This is a genomic window from Brevundimonas sp. UBA7534, assembly GCF_002479325.1.
Taxonomy (GTDB): Bacteria; Pseudomonadota; Alphaproteobacteria; order Caulobacterales; family Caulobacteraceae; genus Brevundimonas.
In genome coordinates, this window is sequence record NZ_DLMO01000066.1 from 26546 (window position 1) to 47882 (window position 21337).

Here is a 21337-nt window from a genome sequence, read left to right on the forward strand (position 1 = left end):
CAACCATGACCACCGACGTCTTCAGCCCGGAACAGCGCAGCGCCGTCATGCGGCGCGTGAAGGGGCGCGACACCGGGCCGGAGCGGACGGTGCGGCGCATCCTGCGCGCGGCCGGGATCGGCTATCGGCTGGGCGGCCAGGGGCTGCCCGGCCGTCCCGACGTCGTGATGAAGGGGCGCCGCACGGCCCTGTTCGTCCACGGCTGCTTCTGGCACGGCCACGACTGCCCGCGCGGCGCGCGAAAGCCCAAGGCCAACGCCGACTACTGGCTGGCCAAGATCGCGCGCAATCGCGCCCGCGACGACCGCGCGGTCGCGGACCTGGCGGCCGCGGGCTGGCGCGTCCTGATCGTCTGGGAATGCGAGATGCGCGCGGCCGCCTTCGCCGAAAGACTGGTCGCGCGCGTGCGGGATCAGGCCGCGGCCTGATCTCCATCAGCCTGCGCCCCGCCGCCCTGGGTTCCGCCGCCCTGGGTTTCCTCCAGAACGTGCTGCAGCGCGCCGAGCAGGGCCGGCGGCGTCAGCGGCTTGGGCACGAAATAGGCCATGCCCGCGGCCTTGCAGGCGGCGATGTCCTCGGGCGCGGTGTCGGCGGTGACGGCGACCACGGGCGTCGCGGCGTTCGGCCCGCCCTCGGCCCGCAGGCGGCGGGTCGTCTCGCGCCCATCCAACTCGGGCATCCGCACGTCCATGAAGATGACGTCGAACACCGTCTCGCGGCACCGGTCCAGCGCGGCCAGGCCGTCGGCGGCGGCGACGATGTCGCAGCCCAGCGGCTGCAGGATCAGCTGCACCGCGCGGCGGTTGATGTCGTGGTCGTCGACCACCAGCAGGCGCAGGGGCCGATCCTCGTCGTCGGCCTCGGACCTCAGCGGCGGTTCGGGCTCGACCGGTTCAGGCGCAGCGGGCGCCGGGTCGAGGGGGACCGAAGCGGGACGAGCCGGCCCGGCCTCGGGCGCGCGGCGTTCGGCCAGAACGCGCGCCACCGCCAGTCGGCTGTCGTCCAGGGTCGGCGCCGCCGCGGCCGCCGCCACGCTTTCGGCGCGCGGCAGGAAAAGGGAGATGGTGAAGCGGGCGCCCTGGCCGGGGGCGCTTCGCGCGGTCAGGCGACCGCCCATCAACTCGATCAGGTTGCGGCTGATCGCCAGCCCCAGGCCCGACCCGCCGTGCGCGGCGCCCACGCCCTCGGCGGTCTGGTCGAACGGTTTGAACAGGCGGCCCAACTGGTCCGACGTCATTCCCGGACCCGTGTCGGCCACCTCTATCAGCAGGGCGTAGCCGGACGGCTCCTCGTTCCAGGCGTTCAGGCGCAGGGTCACGTGGCCGCTGGCCGTGAACTTGACCGCGTTCGACATCAGGTTGTTCAGCACCTGGCGCAGACGCATGGCGTCGCCCCGCACGCCGGCGGGAATGCTGTGGGCGCCTTCGATGCGCAGCTTCAGCCCCTTGGCCTCCACCGCCCCGCGCCACAGGCGGATGGTCTGGGCCAGCATCGCGCGCAGGTCGAAATCGCTGACCTCGATCTTCATGCGCCCCGCCTCGATGCGGGAATGGTCCAGCAGGTCGTCCAGCAGCGACTTCATCATCCGCCCGGCGTCGGTGATCAACTCGGCGTTCTGGCGCACCTGGACGTCGCCGCCGCGCAGTTCGGCCGCCCCGCTCAGTATGGCCCCGATCGGGGTGCGAAGGTCATGGCCGATCGCGGCCAGGAAGGCGCCCTGTTCGTCCAGCGCCTTGCGCAGCCGCGCCGCCTGGTCTTCCGCCAGCAGCCGATCCTTCTGTTCGCGCCTGGCGCGCTCGGCCAGCCCGCGCCAGACGCTCAGGCAATAGATGGTGAAGATGGTCACCGCCGCCGCCGCCGTGATCGCGGTCGCCGGGGGCGCCCCCAGTTCGATCAACAGCAGGGGGAAGGCGGCCATGTAGAGAATCTGGGGCGTCACCGTGCAGGCCAGAACGGTCAGGGAGCGCGGCGCGTTGACCATCGAATAGACCATGGCGGCCGGCAACATGATGGCCGCCGACACCCCGCCCGCCGGGCCGCCGAACACCCAGAGCAGCAGCGAAAGCGCGCCGTAGAGCCCAGTGTTCGCGAACATGGTCGCGCCGCCCAGGATGTGTCGCGCCCGCGACATCGACCGCGAGGAAGAGGCGTTGACGGGGCCGAAGACGAAGGCCTCCCACGCCTGGATGGCCATATAGGCGACGCCCCAGGCCAGGGCGATCGGCCAGCCGACCAAGGGCGTCGCCGCCAGGCTGCTGGCCAGGCCCACGGCGACGCGCTGCATCATCGCGCCACGGCGTTGCCGGACGGCGAAAGTCCAGCCGCTGACCGCGTCGACGCCCGTGGTGTCCGACATTCGTTTCCCCGTTGGCGCATGAAGCGCGTTTGCGGCCATCTTGGCGGCTCGAGGCTAACGCTCCGTCAACGGCCCGCGCCGACGGCCTCGGAAACGGTGGAAAATCCGTCCGCGCGCAGTCGTTCGGCCAGGTCGCGCGTGATCCGTCCGACCAGGCCGGGGCCTTCGTAGATCAGGGCGGAATAGACCTGCACAGCCGTCGCGCCCAGCCGTATGCGGCGATAGGCTTCGGCCCCGCTGTCGATCCCGCCGACCGCGACCAGGGGCAGCCGCCCCTGCGCCGCCTCGGCCGCCGCGATCAGGGCCTTCTCGGCGAAGGGCCGGATCGGCGCGCCCGACAGGCCGCCGGTCTCCTGGGCGTGGGTCGAGCGCAGGCTGGCGGGCCGTTCCAGCGTGGTGTTCGACACGACCAGGGCGTCGATGCGGTGGGCCAGGGCGGCCTCCACGATCATGGCGATCTCGGCGGTGGCCAGGTCGGGCGCGATCTTCAGGAAGACGGGCGACCGCATGGTCCCTTGGGGGCGGGCGGCGTCGATCCGGCCCAGCAGGTCGTCCAACCGCGCGCGACCCTGCAGGGCGCGCAGGCCCGGCGTGTTGGGCGAGGAGATGTTGACGGTGAAATAGTCCGCCAGGCCGCGCAGCCGCTGCAGGCCCGCGACATAGTCCGCCGCCTTGTCCTCGGTTTCCTTGTTGGCGCCCAGATTGGCGCCGACCACCGCCGTCGTCGGCCGCGCCGCCAGCCGGTCGGCGAAGGCCTCAAGCCCGGCATTGTTGAAGCCCATGCGGTTGATGATCGCCCGGTCCTCGGCCAGGCGGAACAGGCGCGGCTTCGGATTGCCCGGTTGCGGCCGGGGCGTGACGGAGCCGCATTCGACGAAGCCGAAGCCCAGCCGGGACAGGCCGCGCAACGCCTCGCCGTTCTTGTCCAGGCCCGCCGCCAGGCCGACCGGATTGGGCAGGTCAAGGCCCGCCAGCCGGGTCCGCAGGATCGGCGCATCGGCGGCCGGGGCGGGCAGGGGCGCCAGCGCCAGGCCCCGCAGGGCCAGGACGTGGGCCTGCTCCGGGTCCAAACGACGCAACAGGGCGGCGCCGACGTCCATCAGGCTCATGCCGGCTCTCCGACCCGCATGGTCCCCTCGGCGTCGACGGTCATGGAGCGGGCCTCGCCCACGGCCGCGACCGGCAGCGGTGAATAGAGATGCGGGAACAGATCGCCGCCGCGCGACGGCTCCCACACCGGGGCGTCCTCCAGCCGATCCAAATGCACGCTCAGCAGCATCAGCCCGTCCCGCCCGGCGTAGTGGCGGCGCGCCGTCTCGGCCAACTGAGCCTGGGTCGACAGGTGGATATAGCCGTCGGCCCGATCCACCGCCGACCCCTCATAGCGGCCTTCGGCGACCGCTTGCCGCCATTCGCCCGCGTCGATGATCTTGTAGGCGATCTCGGTCATGCGCCGCCTGTCCGCGGCGTGATGAAACCCTCGTAGGCGCAGCGGCCGGCGACATCGACGCCGAAGATCGCCGCGGAGCCGGGCGCGAAGCCGCCCGCCAGCCGGTCCAGCACCGCCGGCGACGCCGCGCTCTCGGCCAGATATTCGACCGCCAGCAGGTGGACCCCGGGATTATGGGCCAGAATCATCAGGCAGCCGGCCTCTTCCTCGGATCCCTCGACCAGGCTGCGGATGACGTTGGCGCCGGCGTTGTAGAGCATGGACAGGTCGCGCACCTCCACGTCGCCGAAGGCGTCGTGCATCAGATCCCAGGTCTGGCGCGTGCGTGCGGCGGTCGAGACCAACGCCAGGTCAGGCTTGATCCCGCGCTCGGCCAGCGCCCGGCCCATGGCGGCGGCCTCCGTTCGGCCCTGGGGCGCCAGCGGGCGCGCCTTGTCGCCGCCGGAAGGGGCGGACATCTCGGCCTGGGCGTGGCGCATGAGGATCAGTCGATGCATGGGATCGCCATTAGGGCGGTTCGCGGCGCGGGGCCAGACGCCGCGTCGGTCAACTCCGCGTCAGGGGGTCTCGGACGTGGGGCGATGAAACGGAGGCGGCCGGCTGGGGCGTCAAGACAGGCGCCGATACGCGCTGGGCGTGGCCGCTGGGCCGGATGCGGGCGTAGGCCTGGCGGGTCGCCTCCAGCAGGATCAGGCCCGCTGCGCCCGGGGCGATCCGCCGCCCCACCTGCTCGAACCCGTCCGCCAGCGGCAGCAACGGCCCCCACGGCGGCACATAAAGGGTCTGCGACCAGGCCGAGGGCTCCAGCCCCGCCTCCCGAACCAGCCGCTCCAGCTGCCGGCGCGAGAAGGGACGGCCGTAGCCAAACGGGGTATTCTCGGTGCGGGCCCACAGGCCGCCGCGCGCCGCCGCGACCAGGATGATCCGCCCCGCCGGCGCCAGGGCCCGCACCGCCTCGGCCAGCACGGCGCCCGGATCGTCGGCCTCTTCCAGCACATGGACCAGCAGGATGCGATCGAAGGTTCCCGCCTGGAACGGCAGCCGCCGCTCGTCGGCCAGCAGGGTGCGGTTGCGGCCCACCGCGGGCCAGTGCTCGACCCCCTGTCCGCCCGGCATGGCCGCGACCACGCGCCGCGCGCCGACGAAGGCGTCCAGCCAGGGCGTGGCGTAACCCAGGCCCAGCACGTCGCAGTCCGCCGCCTCGCCCCAGGCGTCGTCCAGCCTTCGCGCCAGCAGCCGGCGCGCCAGCACGCCGGTCGGCTCGCCGTAAAAGGTTCTCAGCTCGTCGATGCTGCGCCGCATGGGACACACTATAGGCCGGCGAGGGCCCGCGCTGCTAGGATGGGCGCATGACCCTGGACGTGCACCTGTTTCCCTGTCGCAGCGACAACTACGGCTTCCTGGCGCGCGACCGCGCCACGGGCGTCGTGGCGGCGATCGACACGCCGGACGCTGCGCGCATCCTGGAGGAACTTCAAACCCTGGGCTGGGGGCGGCTGGACCTGATCCTGAACACCCACTGGCACCCCGACCACACCGAGGGCAACGAACGGCTGAAGGCCGAGACCGGGTGCGAAATCGTCGGCCCCGAGGAGGTGGCGCGCGTCGCGCCGCTGGATCGGGTCGTGGCGGACGGCGACACGGTCAGCGTCGGCGACACGGCGCTGAAGGTCGTGGCCACGCCGGGCCACACCCTGGGCCATGTGGTCTATCACGACGCGGCGAACGGTCTGGCCTTCGTCGGCGACACCCTGTTCGCCCTCGGCTGCGGCCGCCTGTTCGAAGGGACGCCGGAGCAGATGTGGGACAGCCTTTCGCGACTGGCGGCCTGGCCGGACGAGACGGTGATCTGGTGCGCACACGAATACACCGCCGCCAACGCCCGCTTCGCCTTGAGCCTGGACGACCGTCCCGAGATGAAGTCGCACGCCGAGGCGGTCTTCAAGTCGCGCGAGCGGGGGGAACCGACGGTTCCCACGACGATCGGGATCGAGCGGCGTTTCAATCCCTTCCTGCGCGCCGGTGATGCGGAGGCGTTCGCCGCCCGCCGCCGGGCCAAGGACGACTACCCCGGCTGAGGCTCAGTCGCCCGCCATGGTGCGGATCACCACGGCCGAGGACGGACGGCCGACGACGCCGCGCGAAGGATCGACCATGACGCGCAGCTCCCCGCGCGAGAAGCTGACGGAGGCGCGTCCGCCCTCGATGATGCTGATCTTGCGCAGGCGGTTGACGGCGCCACGGGTGGAGGGGTTGCGGGCCATGCGGATCACCGCGTCGGTGGTGACGATCAGGGCCTCGACGCACAGCGCCTCCGACTGGCTGCCGTCCAGGTCGATGGTGATCAGCCGCCCGACCGCCTCGGACACCAGATTGCTGCGCCGGGCCATCAGGTTGAACAGCTGCACCGGCCCCAGATTGGGCGTGCGCAGCGGCTGGGCCGTGCCCGAACGCGACACCGGCGAGCCCTGGGGCGTGCGCGTGGTGTAAAGGGTGATGCCCCCGTCGGCCGTCACCCGCAGGATCTGGTCGCCGTTGTCGTTGCGGTAGATGATGTCGCCGCGCGGGGCCGGGGTGGGGCGCAACACCCAGATCTCGGCCGACTCGTCGAAGCGCAGCAGCGGACGGACGCCCGAACTGTCCAGCACGAAGGCCTGACCGCCGTCCGAGACGTAGCGGCCGGTCGATGGCATGGCCCGCCGCGACTGGGCCTCGGCCAGCGACGGCGCGAACAGGATCAGCAGCGACAGGGTCGCAGCCACGAGGGCGACGAGCGCCATCGCGGTCATGCGTGGCGAGTTTTTCGCCCTGACCTCGTCCGTCAACTTCATGAGACTAGGGATGAAACCGACGCGCGGCGGATTTTTGGCGAAGGCCCGTCAACCGACCAGATACTGACCGCCGTTCAACGACAGTGTACAGCCTGTGACATATCCGGCACGCTCGCCGACCAGCCAGGACACCATGTCGGCGATTTCCTCTCCCTTGCCCAACCGACCGACGGGAATCTGACCGACGATCGCCTCCAGCACCTTGGGATCCATCGCCCCCACCATCTCGGTGTCGATGTAGCCGGGCGCGATGCAGTTCACCGTGACGCCCTTCCTGGCGTTCTCCAGCGCCAGGGCCTTGGTGAAGCCGATCATGCCGGCCTTGGCGGCGGAATAGTTGGTCTGGCCGATCTGGCCCTTCTGGCCGTTGATCGAGGAGATGTTGACGATGCGGCCGTGGCCCCGGTCGCGCATGCCGTTGATGACCTGGCGGGTCATGTTGAACACGCTGTCCATGTTCACCCGGATCACGTCGGACCACTGGTCGTGGCTCATCTTGTGGAAGAAGCCGTCGCGGGTGATGCCGGCGTTGTTGACCAGAATGTCGATGGGGCCCAGTTCGGCCTCGACCTCGGCCACCGCGCGGGCGCAGTCCTCGAAGCTGCCGACGTTGCCCTTGACGACCATGGTGCCCAGCGCCTTGGCGGTCGCGTTGGCCGCCTCGTCATTGCCGGAATAGCCTGCGGCGACGCGGATGCCGTCCTCGTTCAACCGCTGGACGATGGCCTTGCCGATGCCCCGGGTGCCGCCGGTCACGAATGCGACGCGCGCCATGATCGTCTCCTGTCCCTGTCTTCGGCCCTTGCAAGGCCTTGTCGTGGCTCACGATTAACGACCGTGGCGGCGCGCGCAAGGCGCGAATCCGACGTCAGGGAAAGTTTCAGGCGTCCATCCGCGCCATGTCGATGACAAAGCGATAGCGCACGTCGGATTTCAGCATCCGCTCATAGGCCTCGTTGATCTGGTCCGGCGCGATGGTCTCGATTTCGCAAGTGATGCCGTGCTCGGCGCAGAAATCGAGCATCTCCTGGGTCTCCTTGATCCCGCCGATCAGCGAGCCGGCGATGCGGCGACGACGCCACAGCAGCGGAACGGCGTAGACCGGCAGGCCCTCGGTGGTCAGGCCCAGCATCACCATCGTCCCGTCGCGGGCCAGCAGCTGGATATGGCTGGCGACCTCGTGCGTCGCCGACACGGTGTTGATGATCAGGTCGAAGCTTTCCGCCGCCGCCTTCATCGCCGCCTTGTCGGAGTTGATCAGGAAATGCCTGGCGCCCATCCGCTCGGCGTCGGCCTTCTTGCGGTCGGAGGTGGACAGCACCGTCACCTCCGCGCCCATGGCCGCCGCCAGCTTGACCGCCATGTGTCCCAGGCCGCCCAGGCCGATCACGGCGACCTTCGATCCCGGCCCGATCTCCCATTCCTTCAGCGGCGAATAGGTGGTGATCCCCGCGCACAGCAGGGGCGCGGCGGCGTCCAGCGGCAGGCTGTCCGGGATCGACAGGACGAAATGCTGGTCCACCGTGATGTGGTCGGAATAGCCGCCCTGGGTGATCGGCTCGGGCGTGCCGCCCTTCCTGTCCTTGCCGCCGTAGGTGCCTGTGAAGCCGGGCACGCAATACTGCTCCAGCCCCTCCTGGCACGAGGGGCAGGTGCGGCAGCTGTCGACCATGCAGCCGACGCCGACGCGGTCGCCTTCCTTGAAGCGGGTGACGTTCGACCCGACCGCCTTCACCACGCCCGCGATCTCGTGGCCCGGCACCAGGGGATAGGTCGCCGGCCCGGTTTCGCTGCGCGCCATGTGGATGTCGGAATGGCAGACGCCGCAGTATTTGATGTCGATCAGCACGTCGTCCGGGCCCGGATCGCGCCGCTCGAAGCTGTAAGGCGACAACGGCTTGTCGGCGGCGGTCGCGGCGAAGGCGCGGGTGGCGATCGTCATGGATAGGTCCTTGGGCTTTGCGGCGAGCACCTCAGATGAGGCGGGCCGTCCTCGCCCGCAAGGCGCGGGCGGTCATTTCAGCTTGGCGATCAGCGCCTGGGCCGCCGCCGGGTTCCGCACCTTCGCCCCCGAAATGAAATAGGCGAAGACGTCGCCGCGTTTCGCCCAGGCCCTGGCCTGCTTCGCCACGGCGTCCAATTCGGCGCCGGTCATGCCGGTCGGTTCGTCCTCGCGGCTGGACATCAACCGCGCATAGGTGAAGTCGGCGGTGTCCTCGTCGATCTGGGGCCAGGTCGGCTCCTCGTCGTCGACCGCATAGACGATGGCGGCGCCGTATTTGCGGGCCAGATCGTAGAACTGCTCAGTGGCGAACGTCGGGTTGCGCACCTCCAGCGCATGGCGCAGCCGCACGCCGTCCTTCTCCTTCGGCAGCAGCTTCAGAAAGCTCTCGAAATCCTCGGGATCGAACTTCTTGGTCCCCATGAACTGCCAGTTGATCGGTCCCAGCTTGTCGCCCAGCTCGGTCAGGCCCTGGGACAGGAAGCGCTCGAAGCTCTCGCCGCCCTCGGACAGGATTTTGCGATTGGTGCAGTAGCGGCTGGCCTTGACCGAGAAGACGAAGCCGTCGGGTGTCTCGTCGCGCCACTTCCGCCAACTGTCGGGCTTGAAGGTCGAATAGTAGGTGCCGTTGATCTCGATCGAGGTCAGCTTGGAGGCGGCGTATTCCAGCTCGCGCTTCTGGACCAGGCCGTCGGGATAGAAGACCCCGCGCCACGGCTCATAGGTCCAGCCGCCGACGCCGATGTGGATGGAGTGCGTCATGGTTCGCTCCGTTCGTCGCCGTCGCCTTGCGGATCGGTCTGCCAGTCTTCGTGCCCGTGTCGGACGCGCTGGATCAGGACGCCTCCCGGCTCTTCGTCATAGATGACTACATGAGCCTTGAAGGTGAAGACCCGAATGGGCGGGTCGTAGTCGGCGCGCAGCCGGGCGATGCCGGGCGATGCCGCCAGTCGGTTAAGCAGGGCTTCCAGTTCGTCCTGATAACGATCGGCCTGTCGCGGACCGAACTGGTCGTGGCTCTGTATGTAGATGGCGATGAGATCCTCGCTGGCCGCGACGGACAGCCGATAGCGGCTCATCCCGTCTTGCGCCTCTCAGCGATAAGGGAAAGAGCTTCGGCGCGAATATCGGCCATAGTCCTGTCGCTGACGCCGCTGGCTCGGCCCTCGTCGATCAGCCGCTGCATGTTGGCGATCTTGTCGGCCTTGACCTGTTCGCGGCGGATCAGGTCGCGGACGACGTCCGAGGTGTTGGCGTAGCGGCCGGATTTCGCCTGTTCCTCGACCCAGGCCTTCATCGGGTCGGGCAGGGAGATATTCATCGTCGCCATGGTCGCCTCCTCCCTTGAAGAGTGGGCTTTTGGCAAAGTTTGTCAATGGCGGCGAGGTTTCAGACGCGGGCCGCGAGAAAGACAGTGTGAATAGTCTGAAATCACCCTCTTCCCGTTGTCAGGCGAGGCGCTAGCAGAGCGCTCCGTCGAAAGAGCACACAGGATCAATAGGCGAAGTCGGCGTACATCCGCTTCACGTCGCCCTGCCAGGGGCCGTGATAGAGGTCCAGCAGACGCTCGGCGGGCGTGATCCCGCTGTCGGCGATGTCCTCCAGTTCCGCCAGATAGCCGCGCTCGTCCACCATGCCGCCCGAGAACTTGGCGCGGTTCTTCAGGCCCTGGCGGGCGATGACGACCAGATCGACGGCGACGTCCCGCACCGAACGGCCCGCCACTTCGGCCTTCAGGCCCAGGCGCGTCACGTCGCGGCGCAGGCGTTCGTGGTCGGCGATGTCCCAGCCCTTGACCAGGTCCCAGGCCGCGGCCAGCGACGGCGCATCGTACAGCACGCCGGCCCACAGGGCGGGCAGGGCGCAGATGCGGCTCCACGGCCCGCCGTCGGCGCCGCGCATCTCCAGATAGGCCTTCAGCCGCACCTCCGGGAAAAGCGTCGTCAGATGGTCGTTCCAGTCCTTGATCGTCGGATACTGGCCGGGCAGGGCGGGCAGCTTCCCCGCCTGGAAATCGCGGAACGACTGCCCCGAGGCGTCGACGTATTTCCCGTCGCGCTTGGCGAAGTACATCGGCGTATCCAGCGCATAGTCGGCATAGCGCTCGAAGCCGAAGCCGTCCTGGAAGACGAAATCCAGCATGCCGGTGCGGTCGGCGTCGGTGTCGGTCCAGACGTTGGCGCGCGCCGACAGGAAACCGTTCGGGCGGCCCTCGGTGAAGGGGCTGTTGGCGAACAGGGCGGTGGCGATCGGCTGCAGCGCCAGAGAGGTGCGGAACTTGGCCACCATGTCCGCTTCGGAATCGAAGTCCAGGTTCGCCTGGATGGTGCAGGTGCGCAGCATCATGTCCAGGCCCAGCGTCCCGACCTTGGGCATATAGGCGCGCATGATGTCGTATCGGCCCTTGGGCATCACCGGGATGTCGGCGCGGGGCCACAGCGGATCGAAGCCGGCCCCCAGGAAGCCCACGCCGATCTGGTCGGCCACCTGCTTGACCTCCATCAGGTGCTGGCCGGTCTCGTTGCAGATGTCGTGGATGGTCAGAAGCGGCGCGCCCGACAGTTCGAACTGGCCGCCGGGCTCCAGGCTGACCGAGGCGACGAAGCCCTCGGCGTTCCGGCGCTCCAGCCCGATCAGGATGCCGTTTTCCTCCACCGGGGACCAGCCGAACCGTTGCAGGCCTTCCAGCATGGCGCGGATGCCGCCGGGACCGTCATATGCGGGGCGGGCCAGGGTGGTCTTGTCGAAGCCGAACTTCTCGTGCTCGGCGCCGATGCGCCATTGGTCGCGGGGCTTGATCCCCTTGGACATGGCCTCGATCAGGGCGTCCCGGCTCAGCGGCGCGTTGTCGGTCATGCGTCAGTCCCCTGCGGCGCATCAGCGACCGTCTGTCGCGGCTAGATGGGCGAGGTTCAGTCCCTGCTCAAGAGCATCAGCGACACTTATCGTTCCCAATCGCCCAGCGCCGCCTGCCACAGGGTCATGGCGGCGATGGCGGCGGTGTCGGCGCGCAGGATGCGCGGGCCCAGCGAGACGGCGGTGGTGAAGGGCAGGGATCGCAGCCGCTCGCCCTCTTCCGGCGAGAAGCCGCCCTCCGGCCCAATGAGAATGGACCAGGGGCCCGGGCCGGCCGCCGTCAGCGCCGCCACCGCCGGCGCCCCGCCGGTCTCGTCGCAGAACATCAGCCGCCGCCCGGCTTCCCAGCCGTCCAGCAGGGCGTCCAGCCTGATCGGATCATCGACGGCGGGCACGTCCATCCGCCCGGTCTGTTCGGCGGCTTCCTCGGCGATGGCGTCCAGCCGGTCCAGGCGGATGCGGTCGGCGTTGGTGCGTTTCGTCAGGACCAACCGCACCCGGCGCGCGCCAAGTTCGGCGGCCTTCTCCACGATGGTCTCGACCCGCGCCTTCTTCACCACCGCGACGATCAGCTCCAGGTCGGGACCGAAGGTCTGGGGTCGCACCTGTTCCTCGGCGCGCAGGATCACGCCCTTCTTCAGCACTTCCGCGACGGTGCAGCGCCACTCCCCATCGCGCCCGTTGAACGCCAGCAGATCGTCCCCGGCCTTCAGCCGCATGACCTGAGTCAGATAGCGCGACTGGTCCAGCGTGGGCGCGACGGGAGCGGCGGCGGCGAGCGGCGATGTAACGTGAAGGCGGATCATCGGTCGTAATGGTAGCGGCATTGGGCGATCAAAAGCGCATCGTCGGTCACGCGATAGACGAGGCGATGTTCCTGGTCGATGCGCCGCGACCACCATCCCGCAAAATCGCCCTTCAACGGTTCTGGCTTTCCAGTCCCGGAAAAAGGCGTCCGCTGGCATTCCATGATCAGCCGATTGAGCTTTCGCAGCATCTTTCGATCATGATCTTGCCAGTGAAGGTAATCCTCCCACCCGTAGGTCTGGAAGGTCAGCTTCATTCTTCGATCAGTTCGCGAACCTGACCGCCGCCCGCATGGAGTTCGGAGATCGCCTCACGCAACCGCGCGGCGTTCGCCGGGCTGCGCAGCAGATACTCGGTTTCCTGCCAGGACGCGAAGTCCTCCAAGGACATCAGCACCGCAGCCGGCTTCCCGCCTTCGCGCGTGATGATGGTGTAGTCATGATCCGCCGTCACCCGGTCGATGGCCGAGGCGAGGTTCTTGCGGAGTTCGGTGACGGACATCGCGTTCATGGCGCGAATGTACAGATTTCTGTACATTCGCGCAAGCGGGCTGTCACAGCGTCCGCGCGATCAGCAGCTTCATGATCTCATTCGTGCCGCCGTAGATGCGTTGGACGCGGGCGTCCTTGTACAGCTGGGCGATGGCGTATTCGTTCATGTAGCCATAGCCGCCGTGCAGCTGGAGCATCTCGTCGATGGTCTCGCCCTGGATGTCTGTCACCCAGTATTTGGCCATGGAGGCGGTGGCGGCGTCCAACTGGCCCTTCAGGTGCAGGCCGATGCAGTGGTCGACGAAGACCTTGGCGACGGTCAGCTTGGTCTTGACCTCGGCCAGCTTGAACTGGGTGTTCTGGAAGTCGATGACGCGTTTCCCAAACGCCTTGCGCTCCTTGACGTAGGCCAGGGTCGCCTCAAGCCCGCGCTCGGCGGCGGCGACGCCCTGGACGGCGATGTTCAGCCGTTCCTGCGGCAGCTGCTGCATCAGCTGGACGAAGCCCTGGCCCTCGGTCCCGCCGATGATGTTGTCGCCGGGGACCTTCACGTCATTGAAGAACAGTTCGGAGGTGTCGTTGGCCTCCATGCCGATCTTGTGCAGGTTGCGGCCGCGCTCGAAGCCCTCGGCGCCGTCCGTTTCCACCACGATCAGCGACGTGCCCTTGGCGCCCTCGGCCGGGTCGGTCTTGGCCACCACGATGATGAAATTGGCCAGCTGGCCGTTGGTGATGAAGGTCTTGGAGCCGTTCACCACATAGCCGTTGCCGCTCTTGATGGCCGTGGTCTTGACGCCCTGCAGGTCCGAGCCGGCGCCCGGTTCGGTCATGGCGATGGCGCCGACCAGTTCGCCCGACTGCAGGCGCGGCAGCCAGCGCTGCTTCTGCTCCTCGGTGCCGTAATGCCAGATGTAGGGCATCACGATCGCATTGTGCAGCGAGATGCCGAAGTGGTCCGCGCCCTTCCAGCCCAGCTGGCGCATCAGCGCGACTTCGTGGCGATAGTCGCCGCCGAAGCCGCCGTCCTCTTCCGGCAGGCTCAACCCCAGCAGGCCGGCCTCGCCCGCGTCGTTCCACAGCTGGCGGGGGACGCTGGAGTCCGCGATCCACTTCTGGACCTTCTCCAGCGGGGCATGCTGGTCGATCCATTTGCCGACGCTGTCGGAGAAGAGGGTGATCTCTTCTTCACGCATGAAGTCGGGGTCGGGGCTGCCCAGCACGTTCATCGGTTTCGTCCCTTGTCTCTATGATTGCAGTTGGGCTTCTGCGTCCCAACCGTCAGGTCTTGGCGTGGATTGCGACCACCAATGAAGGCCAGCCGCAATCCATTTCTGACGAAGCTCGGCGTGTGTCGCCTTGGCGTCATCGTAACCAAAGTGTGTCCCGCAGCAGGGGCAGATTTCGAACGACTGTGTCGGTTCGAAATCCAGTTCCCATTTGCAGACAGGACAGGCCGTCACAGTCTTCAGAACGCCTCCGCCGGCATGGCCATCAGCACCTCGGCGCCGGTCTTCATCTTCTTCAGGTGCGCGCCGGCGTCGGGCAGGATGCGTTCGACGAAGTAGCGGCCGGTCTGCAGCTTGGTGGCGTAATAGGGGTCGGTCGAGCCGGCCTCGATCTGGGCTTGCGCCGCCTTGGCCATCTGCGCCCACATATAGGCCAGCGCCGTCAGGCCGAAGATGTTCAGATAGTCGGTCGAGGCGGCGCCGGCGTTGTCCGGGTTGGCCATGCCGTTCTGCATCAGCCACATGGTGCCGTCCTGCAGCTTGGCCTTGGCGTCGGCCAGGCCGTCGACGAAGGGCTTGATGGCCTCGTTCGACCCGTTCTCGGCGACGAAGGCGTCGATCTCGCCGAACCAGGTCATGATCGCCCGGCCGCCGTTCGACGGCAGCTTGCGGCCCACCAGGTCCAGCGCCTGGATGCCGTTGGCGCCTTCGTAGATCATGGTGATCCGCGCATCGCGCAGATACTGGCTGGCGGGGAAGTGTTCGGTATAGCCCGAACCGCCGTGCACCTGCATGGCCAGGGACGCGACGTGGAAACCCTTGTCCGTCAGATAGGCCTTCAGCACCGGGGTCAGCAGGCCCATGTAATCCTTGGCCTTGGTCGCCACGGCCTCGTCTTCGGACTTTTCCAGGTCGGCGTGGAGCGCGGTCCACAGGATGAAGGCCTGTCCGCCCTCGACGAAGGCGCGGGCCTCCAGCAGCATCCGGCGCACGTCGGGGTGGACGATGATCGGGTCGGCCGGGCCGTCCGGGTTCTTCGGTCCGGTCAGGCTGCGGCCCTGCAGGCGGTCCTTGGCGAAGTCGACGGCGGCCTGATAGGCGGCCGTGCCGATGGCCAGCCCTTGCAGGCCGGTGCCCAGGCGCGCCTCGTTCATGACCACGAACATGTTGTTCATGCCGCGGCCTTCCTCGCCCAGCAGCCAGCCCTTGGCGCCGTCGTACTGCATGACGCAGGTGGCGTTGCCGTGGATGCCCATCTTCTCTTCCAGGCCGGCGCATTCCAGGCTGTTGCGCTCACCCAGGGAGCCGTCCTCGTTGACCAGGTACTTCGGCACCACGAACAGGCTCAGCCCCTTGATGCCGGGGACCGCGCCCTCGATCCGGGCCAGGACGGTGTGGATGATGTTGTCCGAGAAGTCGTGCTCGCCCGCCGAGATCCAGATCTTCTGACCGGTGATCGAGAAGCTGCCGTCGTCGTTGCGCACGGCCTTGGTGCGGACCATGCCCAGGTCGGTGCCGCACTGGGGCTCGGTCAGGTTCATGGTGCCCGACCATTCGCCCGACACCATCTTGGGCAGGTACTTCTGCTTGATCTCGTCCGAGGCGCTGGCGTGGATGCCGGCGTAGGCCGACGACGTCAGGCCCGGATACATGGAGAAGGCCGCCGAGGCGCCGGCCGTCATCTGGCCGAAGGCCGAGGCGACGACGCTGGGCATGCCCTGGCCGCCGTATTCCGGATCGGCGGCCAGCGCCATCCAGCCGGCCTCGGACATGGCCTTGTAGGCTTCCTTCCAGCCCTTGGGGCCGGTCACGACGCCGCCCGGCGCCCAGTGACAGCCTTCCTTGTCGCCGGGGTTGTTGATGGGGGCGATGACCTCGTCGGCGAACTTGGCGCCTTCCTCCAGGATCTGGCCGACCAGGTCGGACGAGACGTCCTGGAAGCCGGGCTGGTTGGTGTAGCGGTCGATCTCCAGCACCTCGTTCAGGATGAAGGTGAAGTCGCGGACGGGCGCCTTGTAGGCCATGATTACGCTCTCGCTTTGAACGGGTGGTGGTCGTGGTTGAGGCGGGACTTGAGCAGCCGCTCATAGTCCTCGGCGCCCGGCAGCAGGTCCGGGCGGTGTTCGGACAGTTTGGACTCCATCCAGGCGCAGGCCTCCTCGGCCGTCTCGATGGCGCCCTCGATGTCTTCCAGCTGTTGTTTCAGCGCCTCGATCTGGGCGCGGTGGCGGACCAGGGCCACGGCCATCTGGTGGACGTTGTGATCCTTGCGGTCATAGAGATCCATCATCTCCTGGATCTCCTGCAGGGTGAAGCCGATGCGGCGTCCCCTCAGGATCAGTTTCAGCCGGGCCCGGTCGCGGGCGTCGTACACGCGGGTCTGGCCCTTGCGCGCGGGCGTCAGCAGGCCCTTGTCCTCATAGAAGCGAAGGGCGCGCGCCGTCGCGCCGAACTCGCGGCACAGCTGGCGGATGGAATAGGTGCGATGATCGTCGGCGGTCGCCATGCCGCCTTCATAACTTTACGTGCGCGTAAAGGGAAGCGTCTTTACGCGCACGTAAGGGTAAGGTCTGCGCCCCGCTCCCTCACGCATGAAAAGGCCCGGAACCGGGGGGGTGGTTCCGGGCCTGTCGGCGCCGCCGGCTGGGGGAGGGGTCAGGCCTTGCGGCGACCCAGCAGCACCGAAACGGTGAAGGCCAGAAGGACGGCGTTGACCGCCGCCAGGCCGAAATCCTGGCTGAGGCCGTGAATGGTCAGCATGGCGATCTCCAGCCCGGCCAGGCCGACCGCCGAGGTCAGCAGCACCGGGCGGAACAGGCGCCAGGACAGGAGCGGGGACAGAACGCCGAGGGCCAGGACGATCTCGACCACTCCGAGACCGCGCACCAGGTTTTCGGGCGCGACGGCGGGCCACCCCAGCAGGGTGATCAGATTGGTCATCGACTCCGTCAGCTTGGCGTAGCCGGCGGCGATGAAGAACATCGCCAGCCAACCCTGCAGGGTCCAGAGGGCGATGTTGCGGTAGGCGGCGCGGCTGCGCGCCCGGGGGGAGGAAACGGGAAGGGTGGTCGTGGTCATCGTGAGAGCGCCTGAATTCGCAACAGTGGCGATATCGGATTGCCGGCCGCCCTGCGCAAGAGGTCCTATAGCGACGCTCGCGATTTTTGTCATCACGCGATGACATCAGCTGATGACATCAACTGATGACTTATTGTTTCAGTCGCGTGACGGTTCCGTTTCGGGGTGCGGTCCGGGCGTCTGGACGATCAGGTCGCCGGGCTGACACTCCAGTTCGCGACATAGGGCGTCCAGGGTCGAGAAGCGCACCGCGCGGGCCTTGCCGGTCTTCAGGATCGACAGGTTGGCCATCGTCACGCCGACCCGGTCGGACAGTTCGGTCAGGGACATGCGGCGTTCGAGCAGCAGGCGGTCGAGCTGGATCAGGATCATGGGGCGCTCCTCAGACCGTGGTCAGCTGTTCGTCGCGCATCGCCGCCCCCTGCCGGAACACCTCGGCCAGGATGAAGACGACCAGGATTCCCAGCCACGAGCCCAGATCGAACTGATAGTCCGAGGCGGGTTGGCCGATCGCATGGGGCGCCACCAGCGACAGCATCAGGGCGGTCAGCTGAATGCCAAGCAGGCCCAGGCCAACGGCCTGCAATCGCGCGACGTTGGCGAACTCGAAGGCGTCGCCCTGGTTCACCGCCAGCAGGATGCGGCGAAGGCGGTTGATGATCCACCAGGTGAAGCCGCAGGCGAGGAAGGCGCCCAGGATGGTCAGCCGTTCGGCCAGGCCCAAGGCCGTTTGCGGATCCCTCTCCACGCGCCTCATCCCGTCGATGAAACCGGCGGCGAAGTCCGGAGAAATAAAGCTGACGATCAGGCAAAGCCCCATCAGCAGGGCGGCCAGCATGACGAAGACATTGCCGAGACCCATGAGCCAGCGCAGGCCGCTGGCGACGGAATATTTGCCGACGAGTTTCATCCGATAGCCCTCTCGCGCCGCCCTCCGCGGCTTCATGGCGACAATCGATATGGATTTATCGAATATCGAGCAAGGGAAATATCGATAAACGAGATGAAGCTTTTGTAAGGTTCAGGTCGCGAAACCCCAGGCCGTGCGTGCGGCCTCCAGGCGGGCCAGCTTGGCCTGGAAAGGCGCCCAGTCGTCGGCGGCGGCGATCGCGGACCAGATCGCCTCGACCTCCTCGATCCGCATCTCCTCGGGTTCGCGCGCGGCGAACATCGGATGCTCCAGCCGCTCTATCCGGTCGGGCTCGTGCGCCATCAGGGCGAAGCGAAAGGTGTCGAAGGCCTCCCCCTGATAGAGTTTGGCGCGCGGGCCGGACAGGGCGCGGGCCGAGGAGGCGAAGCCGCCGAACCAGTCGAAGAACAGCGGCTCCCACCGCAGCGCCTCCCCGCCTTCCCGCAGCAGAGCCAGGGTCGCATCCAGCAGCCGCTGGTCCGCCGCCTCGCCCAGGCTCAGCACGCCCAGACGCATCAGGAAGACGGCCCGCAGTTCCCGGATGTAGGTCGGGCCGAAACCGTTCAGCGCTTCCGTCAGCGGCTCCCCCTCGGCGACCAGCTTCAGGCAGCCGGCCAGCTGCGTCAGGTTCCAGAACACCGCCTCCGGCTGGCGGGCGAAGGCGTAAAGGCCGGTCTGGTCGAAATAGGCGGCGGTGAAACCGGGATCATAGAAGGGCAGGAACCGCCACGGGCCGTAGTCGAAACTCTCGCCCGTGACGTTCAGATTGTCGGTGTTCAACACCCCGTGGACGAAGCCGGCGGCGATCCAGCGCGCCGTCAGCCGCGCCGAGGCGTCCACGATCGCGGCCAGCAGGCCCGGCGCGTCTCCGGCCGCGACCTGCGGGTGGTAGAGGGCGCGCACGTGCTCGACCAGGGCCTCGATCTGATCCTTGCGGCCCAGATAGGCGGCGCGCTGGAAGGTGCCGAAGCGGACATGGCTGTGCGACAGCCGCACCAGCACGGCCGAGCGCGTGGGCGAGGGTTCGTCGCCGCGCTCCAGCGACTCCCCGGTCTCGATCAAGGACAGGGCGCGGCTGGTCGGGACCCCCAAGGCCTCCAGCATCGCCGCCGCCAGCGCCTCGCGCACCCCGCCCTTCAGCGTCAGCCGACCGTCGCCGCCGCGCGACCAGGGCGTCCGCCCGGACCCCTTGGTCCCCAGGTCCATCAGTCTTGGCCTATCGCCGCGCTCGCGGAGCGCGGCGGCTTGAGGCGTTTCGCGCAGCTGGGCGGCCAGGAAGCCGCGGCCGTCGCCCAGGTCGGGATTGTAGGTGCGGAACTGATGGCCGTGATAGCGCATGGCGATGGGGCCGGGCTGGCCGGGCAGGGGCTGGAACCGGCCGAAGGCGGCGATCCATTCGGCGTCGCTCAGGGTCTCCAGCCCCACCTCGGCGGCGGCGCGGTCGTTGCGCAGGCGCAGGATCGTCTGGGGAAAGTCCGCCGCCGTCACCGCATCGGCGTAGTCGGGGCCCAGGTCGAAGACGCGGGGTTCGGGGCGGTAGGCGGGGGATACGGGCATGGTCGCTAGGTGCGTCGCTCGGACGCCGGGCGCAAGCGGACGTCGCGTCTTTGCCTGGCGTCAAAGACGCCCCGGCGGTTGAACCTTGAGCGTGGAGCCGTATTATCTCCGGCAGAGATCAGGTCGTACGGCGTTCGCCGGGACGGCCAGGCCGGCGTCGCCTCCCTCGGGAAGGCGGCGAACCCGGTCCGGCGCCCGTCGATAACCTGGCGCCGCGACAGCTTCAGCAGATCAAGACCGGAGGCCGCCGTGGCGCGCAAACTCACGCTCGATTTCCTCAAGACCGAGGCCGCGTCCGGCTCGGCCCTGGCGCTGGCGGCGATCGCCGCGGTGCTGGTGGCCAACTCGCCCTGGTCGGCGGACTATTTCACCTGGCTGAAAAGCTATCACGTGCTCCAGATCGGGCCGCTGCGGCTGGAGGAGACGATTTCCGACTGGATCAAGGAAGGCCTGATGGCCATCTTCTTCCTGGTTGTCGGTCTGGAGATCAAATACGAGATCCTGCGCGGCGAGCTCAGCGATCCCAAGAAGCTGGCGACGCCGGTGCTGGCCGCGCTGGGCGGCATGGCGGGACCGGCGGCGGTCTATCTGGCGCTGACCGGCCTGATCGGGGCGCCGCACCAGGGCTGGCCCATCCCGCTGGCCACCGACATCGCCTTCGCCCTGGCCATCTTCGGCTTCGTGGGCAAGGGCCTGCCCTCGTCGCTGCGCATCTTCCTGCTGACCCTGGCCATCGTCGACGACTTGGGCGCCATCGCCCTGATCGCGGTGCTGTTCAGCGAGGGCGTCAACTGGATGCCGCTGCTGTGGGCCGCGGCCATGCTGCTGCTGGGCGCCGTGGCCGCCCGCCGGTTCCAGATTCCGGCGCCCTTCTGGGTGCTGGGCTTCGCGGCGGTCTGGTATCTGACGGTCATCTCGGGCCTGTCCACCTCGCTGACCGCTGTGGCCTTCGCCGCCATCGTGCCGATCAAGGCCCGTCGCGAGACGCACCAGAGCCCGCTGAAGGAGGCGATGCACGATCTGCACCCGTGGAACGCCTATCTGGTCCTGCCGCTGTTCGCCTTCGCCAAGGCCGGGGTGTCCTTCTCCGGCCTGTCGATGGAACAGGCGTTCGCGCCCCTGGTCATTGCCATCGCCCTGGGCCTGTTCCTGGGCAAGCAGGCCGGCGTCCTGACCGCCGCCTGGCTGGCCTCGGCGCTCAAGATCGGCGCGCGCCCCAGCGGCGCCAGCTGGATGCAGGTCTATGGCGTGTCGCTGCTGTGCGGCGTCGGCTTCACCATGAGCCTGTTCATCGGCGTGCTGGCCTTCCCCGGCGCGGTCGATTCGCCCGAGCAGATCGAGGTCAAGCTGGGCGTCATCGGCGGGTCGATCCTGTCGGCGGTCGCCGCCGCCGTGGTGCTGGCCCTGGCCGGCCGCGGCCGGGAGGCCGACCCCGCCGCCGAGGAGCCCGATGTCGAGCCGTTGCAGGGACATGGCGTGCAAAAACTGACCTAAGGTCAGGATTTTCTGTCTCTTCCGTGTCACAGATCGGCGAAGTAGGGCGAAAAATCGTCGCGGCGAACAACGCTCGCTTGTCCCGCGGCGCGAAGCGGGCTTAGCCTCGCGATACTGAACTCGTCCCCACGCAAGGGCCGGGTCGCCAAGGGAACAAGGAAACGCCGCGGTCGCCCCGCGCGACCGGGCCTCTAGAGCCGGGAGGACGCCTCATGCGCCGCATCAACCATCTCAGGACCACCGTGTCCGCCGCCGTCGTCGGCGCCGCCGCCTTCGGTC

25 protein-coding genes are annotated in these 21337 nt (G+C 68.2%); 3 read left to right on the plus strand and 22 right to left on the minus strand.

What is annotated here, in order from left to right; all coding sequences use genetic code 11:
• Window positions 1-5 precede the first annotated feature (5 nt).
• Entirely contained in the window at window positions 6-428 is a 423-nt protein-coding gene (locus tag B2U11_RS04970) for a very short patch repair endonuclease (RefSeq protein ID WP_292070331.1), read from the plus strand.
• On the opposite strand, the gene B2U11_RS04975 is transcribed toward B2U11_RS04970, so the two are convergent.
• The 5 genes from B2U11_RS04975 to B2U11_RS04995 form a co-directional block, all read right to left on the minus strand.
• Window positions 413-2356 (minus strand): hybrid sensor histidine kinase/response regulator, encoded by a 1944-nt coding sequence (locus B2U11_RS04975; protein WP_292070333.1) that lies wholly within the window; start codon window positions 2354-2356, stop codon window positions 413-415. The genes B2U11_RS04970 and B2U11_RS04975 overlap by 16 nt on opposite strands.
• A gap of 65 nt (window positions 2357-2421) precedes the next feature.
• Window positions 2422-3465: a quinone-dependent dihydroorotate dehydrogenase gene (locus tag B2U11_RS04980; protein ID WP_292070334.1), complete on the minus strand. Its 1044-nt coding sequence runs from the start codon at window positions 3463-3465 to the stop codon at window positions 2422-2424.
• Entirely contained in the window at window positions 3462-3806 is a 345-nt protein-coding gene (locus B2U11_RS04985) for a DUF952 domain-containing protein (RefSeq protein ID WP_292070335.1), read from the minus strand. The genes B2U11_RS04980 and B2U11_RS04985 overlap by 4 nt, the downstream gene beginning before the upstream one ends.
• The gene (locus tag B2U11_RS04990) at window positions 3803-4303 is read right to left on the minus strand and encodes a SixA phosphatase family protein (protein WP_292070336.1); all 501 of its coding nucleotides are present in this window, start codon (window positions 4301-4303) and stop codon (window positions 3803-3805) included. Before B2U11_RS04990 ends, B2U11_RS04985 begins: the two co-directional genes overlap by 4 nt.
• A 49-nt stretch (window positions 4304-4352) precedes the next feature.
• Window positions 4353-5108, minus strand: a complete 756-nt coding sequence (locus tag B2U11_RS04995) for a class I SAM-dependent methyltransferase (RefSeq protein WP_292070338.1) — start codon at window positions 5106-5108, stop codon at window positions 4353-4355.
• 47 nt (window positions 5109-5155) lie between these two features.
• Between B2U11_RS04995 and gloB the strand changes: the two genes are divergently transcribed.
• Window positions 5156-5884, plus strand: coding sequence for a hydroxyacylglutathione hydrolase (gloB, locus tag B2U11_RS05000; RefSeq protein WP_292070339.1), 729 nt, complete (start codon window positions 5156-5158; stop codon window positions 5882-5884).
• 3 nt (window positions 5885-5887) lie between these two features.
• On the opposite strand, the gene B2U11_RS05005 is transcribed toward gloB, so the two are convergent.
• From B2U11_RS05005 to B2U11_RS05085, 17 genes are all read right to left on the minus strand, one after another.
• Window positions 5888-6595 carry a DUF4908 domain-containing protein gene (locus B2U11_RS05005; RefSeq protein ID WP_292070341.1) on the minus strand — a complete coding sequence of 236 codons (708 nt, stop codon included), beginning with the start codon at window positions 6593-6595 and terminating at the stop codon, window positions 5888-5890.
• A gap of 90 nt (window positions 6596-6685) precedes the next feature.
• Window positions 6686-7411: an acetoacetyl-CoA reductase gene (gene phbB, locus B2U11_RS05010; protein ID WP_292070343.1), complete on the minus strand. Its 726-nt coding sequence runs from the start codon at window positions 7409-7411 to the stop codon at window positions 6686-6688.
• 106 nt (window positions 7412-7517) lie between these two features.
• Complete coding sequence (locus B2U11_RS05015; RefSeq protein WP_292070344.1) at window positions 7518-8579, minus strand: NAD(P)-dependent alcohol dehydrogenase; 1062 nt, start codon at window positions 8577-8579, stop codon at window positions 7518-7520.
• 72 nt (window positions 8580-8651) lie between these two features.
• Window positions 8652-9401: a DUF72 domain-containing protein gene (locus B2U11_RS05020; RefSeq protein ID WP_292070345.1), complete on the minus strand. Its 750-nt coding sequence runs from the start codon at window positions 9399-9401 to the stop codon at window positions 8652-8654.
• Complete coding sequence (locus B2U11_RS05025; RefSeq protein WP_292070347.1) at window positions 9398-9718, minus strand: type II toxin-antitoxin system RelE/ParE family toxin; 321 nt, start codon at window positions 9716-9718, stop codon at window positions 9398-9400. The genes B2U11_RS05020 and B2U11_RS05025 overlap by 4 nt, the downstream gene beginning before the upstream one ends.
• A complete protein-coding gene (locus B2U11_RS05030) occupies window positions 9715-9969 on the minus strand; it encodes a type II toxin-antitoxin system ParD family antitoxin (RefSeq protein WP_292070348.1) in 255 nt (84 codons plus the stop codon). Before B2U11_RS05030 ends, B2U11_RS05025 begins: the two co-directional genes overlap by 4 nt.
• Before the next feature lie 164 nt (window positions 9970-10133).
• Window positions 10134-11495 carry a glutamate--cysteine ligase gene (locus B2U11_RS05035; protein ID WP_292070350.1) on the minus strand — a complete coding sequence of 454 codons (1362 nt, stop codon included), beginning with the start codon at window positions 11493-11495 and terminating at the stop codon, window positions 10134-10136.
• Between the two features lie 86 nt (window positions 11496-11581).
• Window positions 11582-12301, minus strand: coding sequence for a 16S rRNA (uracil(1498)-N(3))-methyltransferase (locus tag B2U11_RS05040; RefSeq protein WP_292070351.1), 720 nt, complete (start codon window positions 12299-12301; stop codon window positions 11582-11584).
• Window positions 12298-12558 carry a Txe/YoeB family addiction module toxin gene (locus tag B2U11_RS05045; RefSeq protein ID WP_039244790.1) on the minus strand — a complete coding sequence of 87 codons (261 nt, stop codon included), beginning with the start codon at window positions 12556-12558 and terminating at the stop codon, window positions 12298-12300. The genes B2U11_RS05040 and B2U11_RS05045 overlap by 4 nt, the downstream gene beginning before the upstream one ends.
• Entirely contained in the window at window positions 12555-12812 is a 258-nt protein-coding gene (locus B2U11_RS05050) for a type II toxin-antitoxin system Phd/YefM family antitoxin (RefSeq protein WP_292070352.1), read from the minus strand. The genes B2U11_RS05045 and B2U11_RS05050 overlap by 4 nt, the downstream gene beginning before the upstream one ends.
• Window positions 12813-12855: 43 nt before the next feature.
• On the minus strand, window positions 12856-14019 hold the full coding sequence (locus tag B2U11_RS05055) for an acyl-CoA dehydrogenase family protein (protein ID WP_292070353.1): 1164 nt from the start codon (window positions 14017-14019) through the stop codon (window positions 12856-12858).
• Window positions 14020-14258: 239 nt separating this feature from the next.
• Window positions 14259-16043 (minus strand): acyl-CoA dehydrogenase C-terminal domain-containing protein, encoded by a 1785-nt coding sequence (locus tag B2U11_RS05060; RefSeq protein WP_292070354.1) that lies wholly within the window; start codon window positions 16041-16043, stop codon window positions 14259-14261.
• 2 nt (window positions 16044-16045) lie between these two features.
• The gene (locus B2U11_RS05065; RefSeq protein ID WP_249749754.1) at window positions 16046-16525 is read right to left on the minus strand and encodes a MerR family transcriptional regulator; all 480 of its coding nucleotides are present in this window, start codon (window positions 16523-16525) and stop codon (window positions 16046-16048) included.
• A 149-nt stretch (window positions 16526-16674) separates the two neighbouring features.
• On the minus strand, window positions 16675-17097 hold the full coding sequence (locus B2U11_RS05070; RefSeq protein ID WP_292070355.1) for a DoxX family protein: 423 nt from the start codon (window positions 17095-17097) through the stop codon (window positions 16675-16677).
• Between the two features lie 138 nt (window positions 17098-17235).
• On the minus strand, window positions 17236-17469 hold the full coding sequence (locus B2U11_RS05075) for a helix-turn-helix domain-containing protein (protein WP_292070356.1): 234 nt from the start codon (window positions 17467-17469) through the stop codon (window positions 17236-17238).
• A 10-nt stretch (window positions 17470-17479) separates the two neighbouring features.
• Window positions 17480-18007: a DUF2975 domain-containing protein gene (locus tag B2U11_RS05080; protein ID WP_292070357.1), complete on the minus strand. Its 528-nt coding sequence runs from the start codon at window positions 18005-18007 to the stop codon at window positions 17480-17482.
• Between the two features lie 111 nt (window positions 18008-18118).
• The gene (locus B2U11_RS05085) at window positions 18119-19564 is read right to left on the minus strand and encodes a protein adenylyltransferase SelO family protein (RefSeq protein ID WP_292070358.1); all 1446 of its coding nucleotides are present in this window, start codon (window positions 19562-19564) and stop codon (window positions 18119-18121) included.
• A 249-nt stretch (window positions 19565-19813) separates the two neighbouring features.
• On the opposite strand from B2U11_RS05085, the gene nhaA reads away from it, so the two are divergent.
• Entirely contained in the window at window positions 19814-21058 is a 1245-nt protein-coding gene (gene nhaA, locus B2U11_RS05090) for a Na+/H+ antiporter NhaA (protein WP_292070359.1), read from the plus strand.
• Window positions 21059-21337 lie beyond the last annotated feature (279 nt).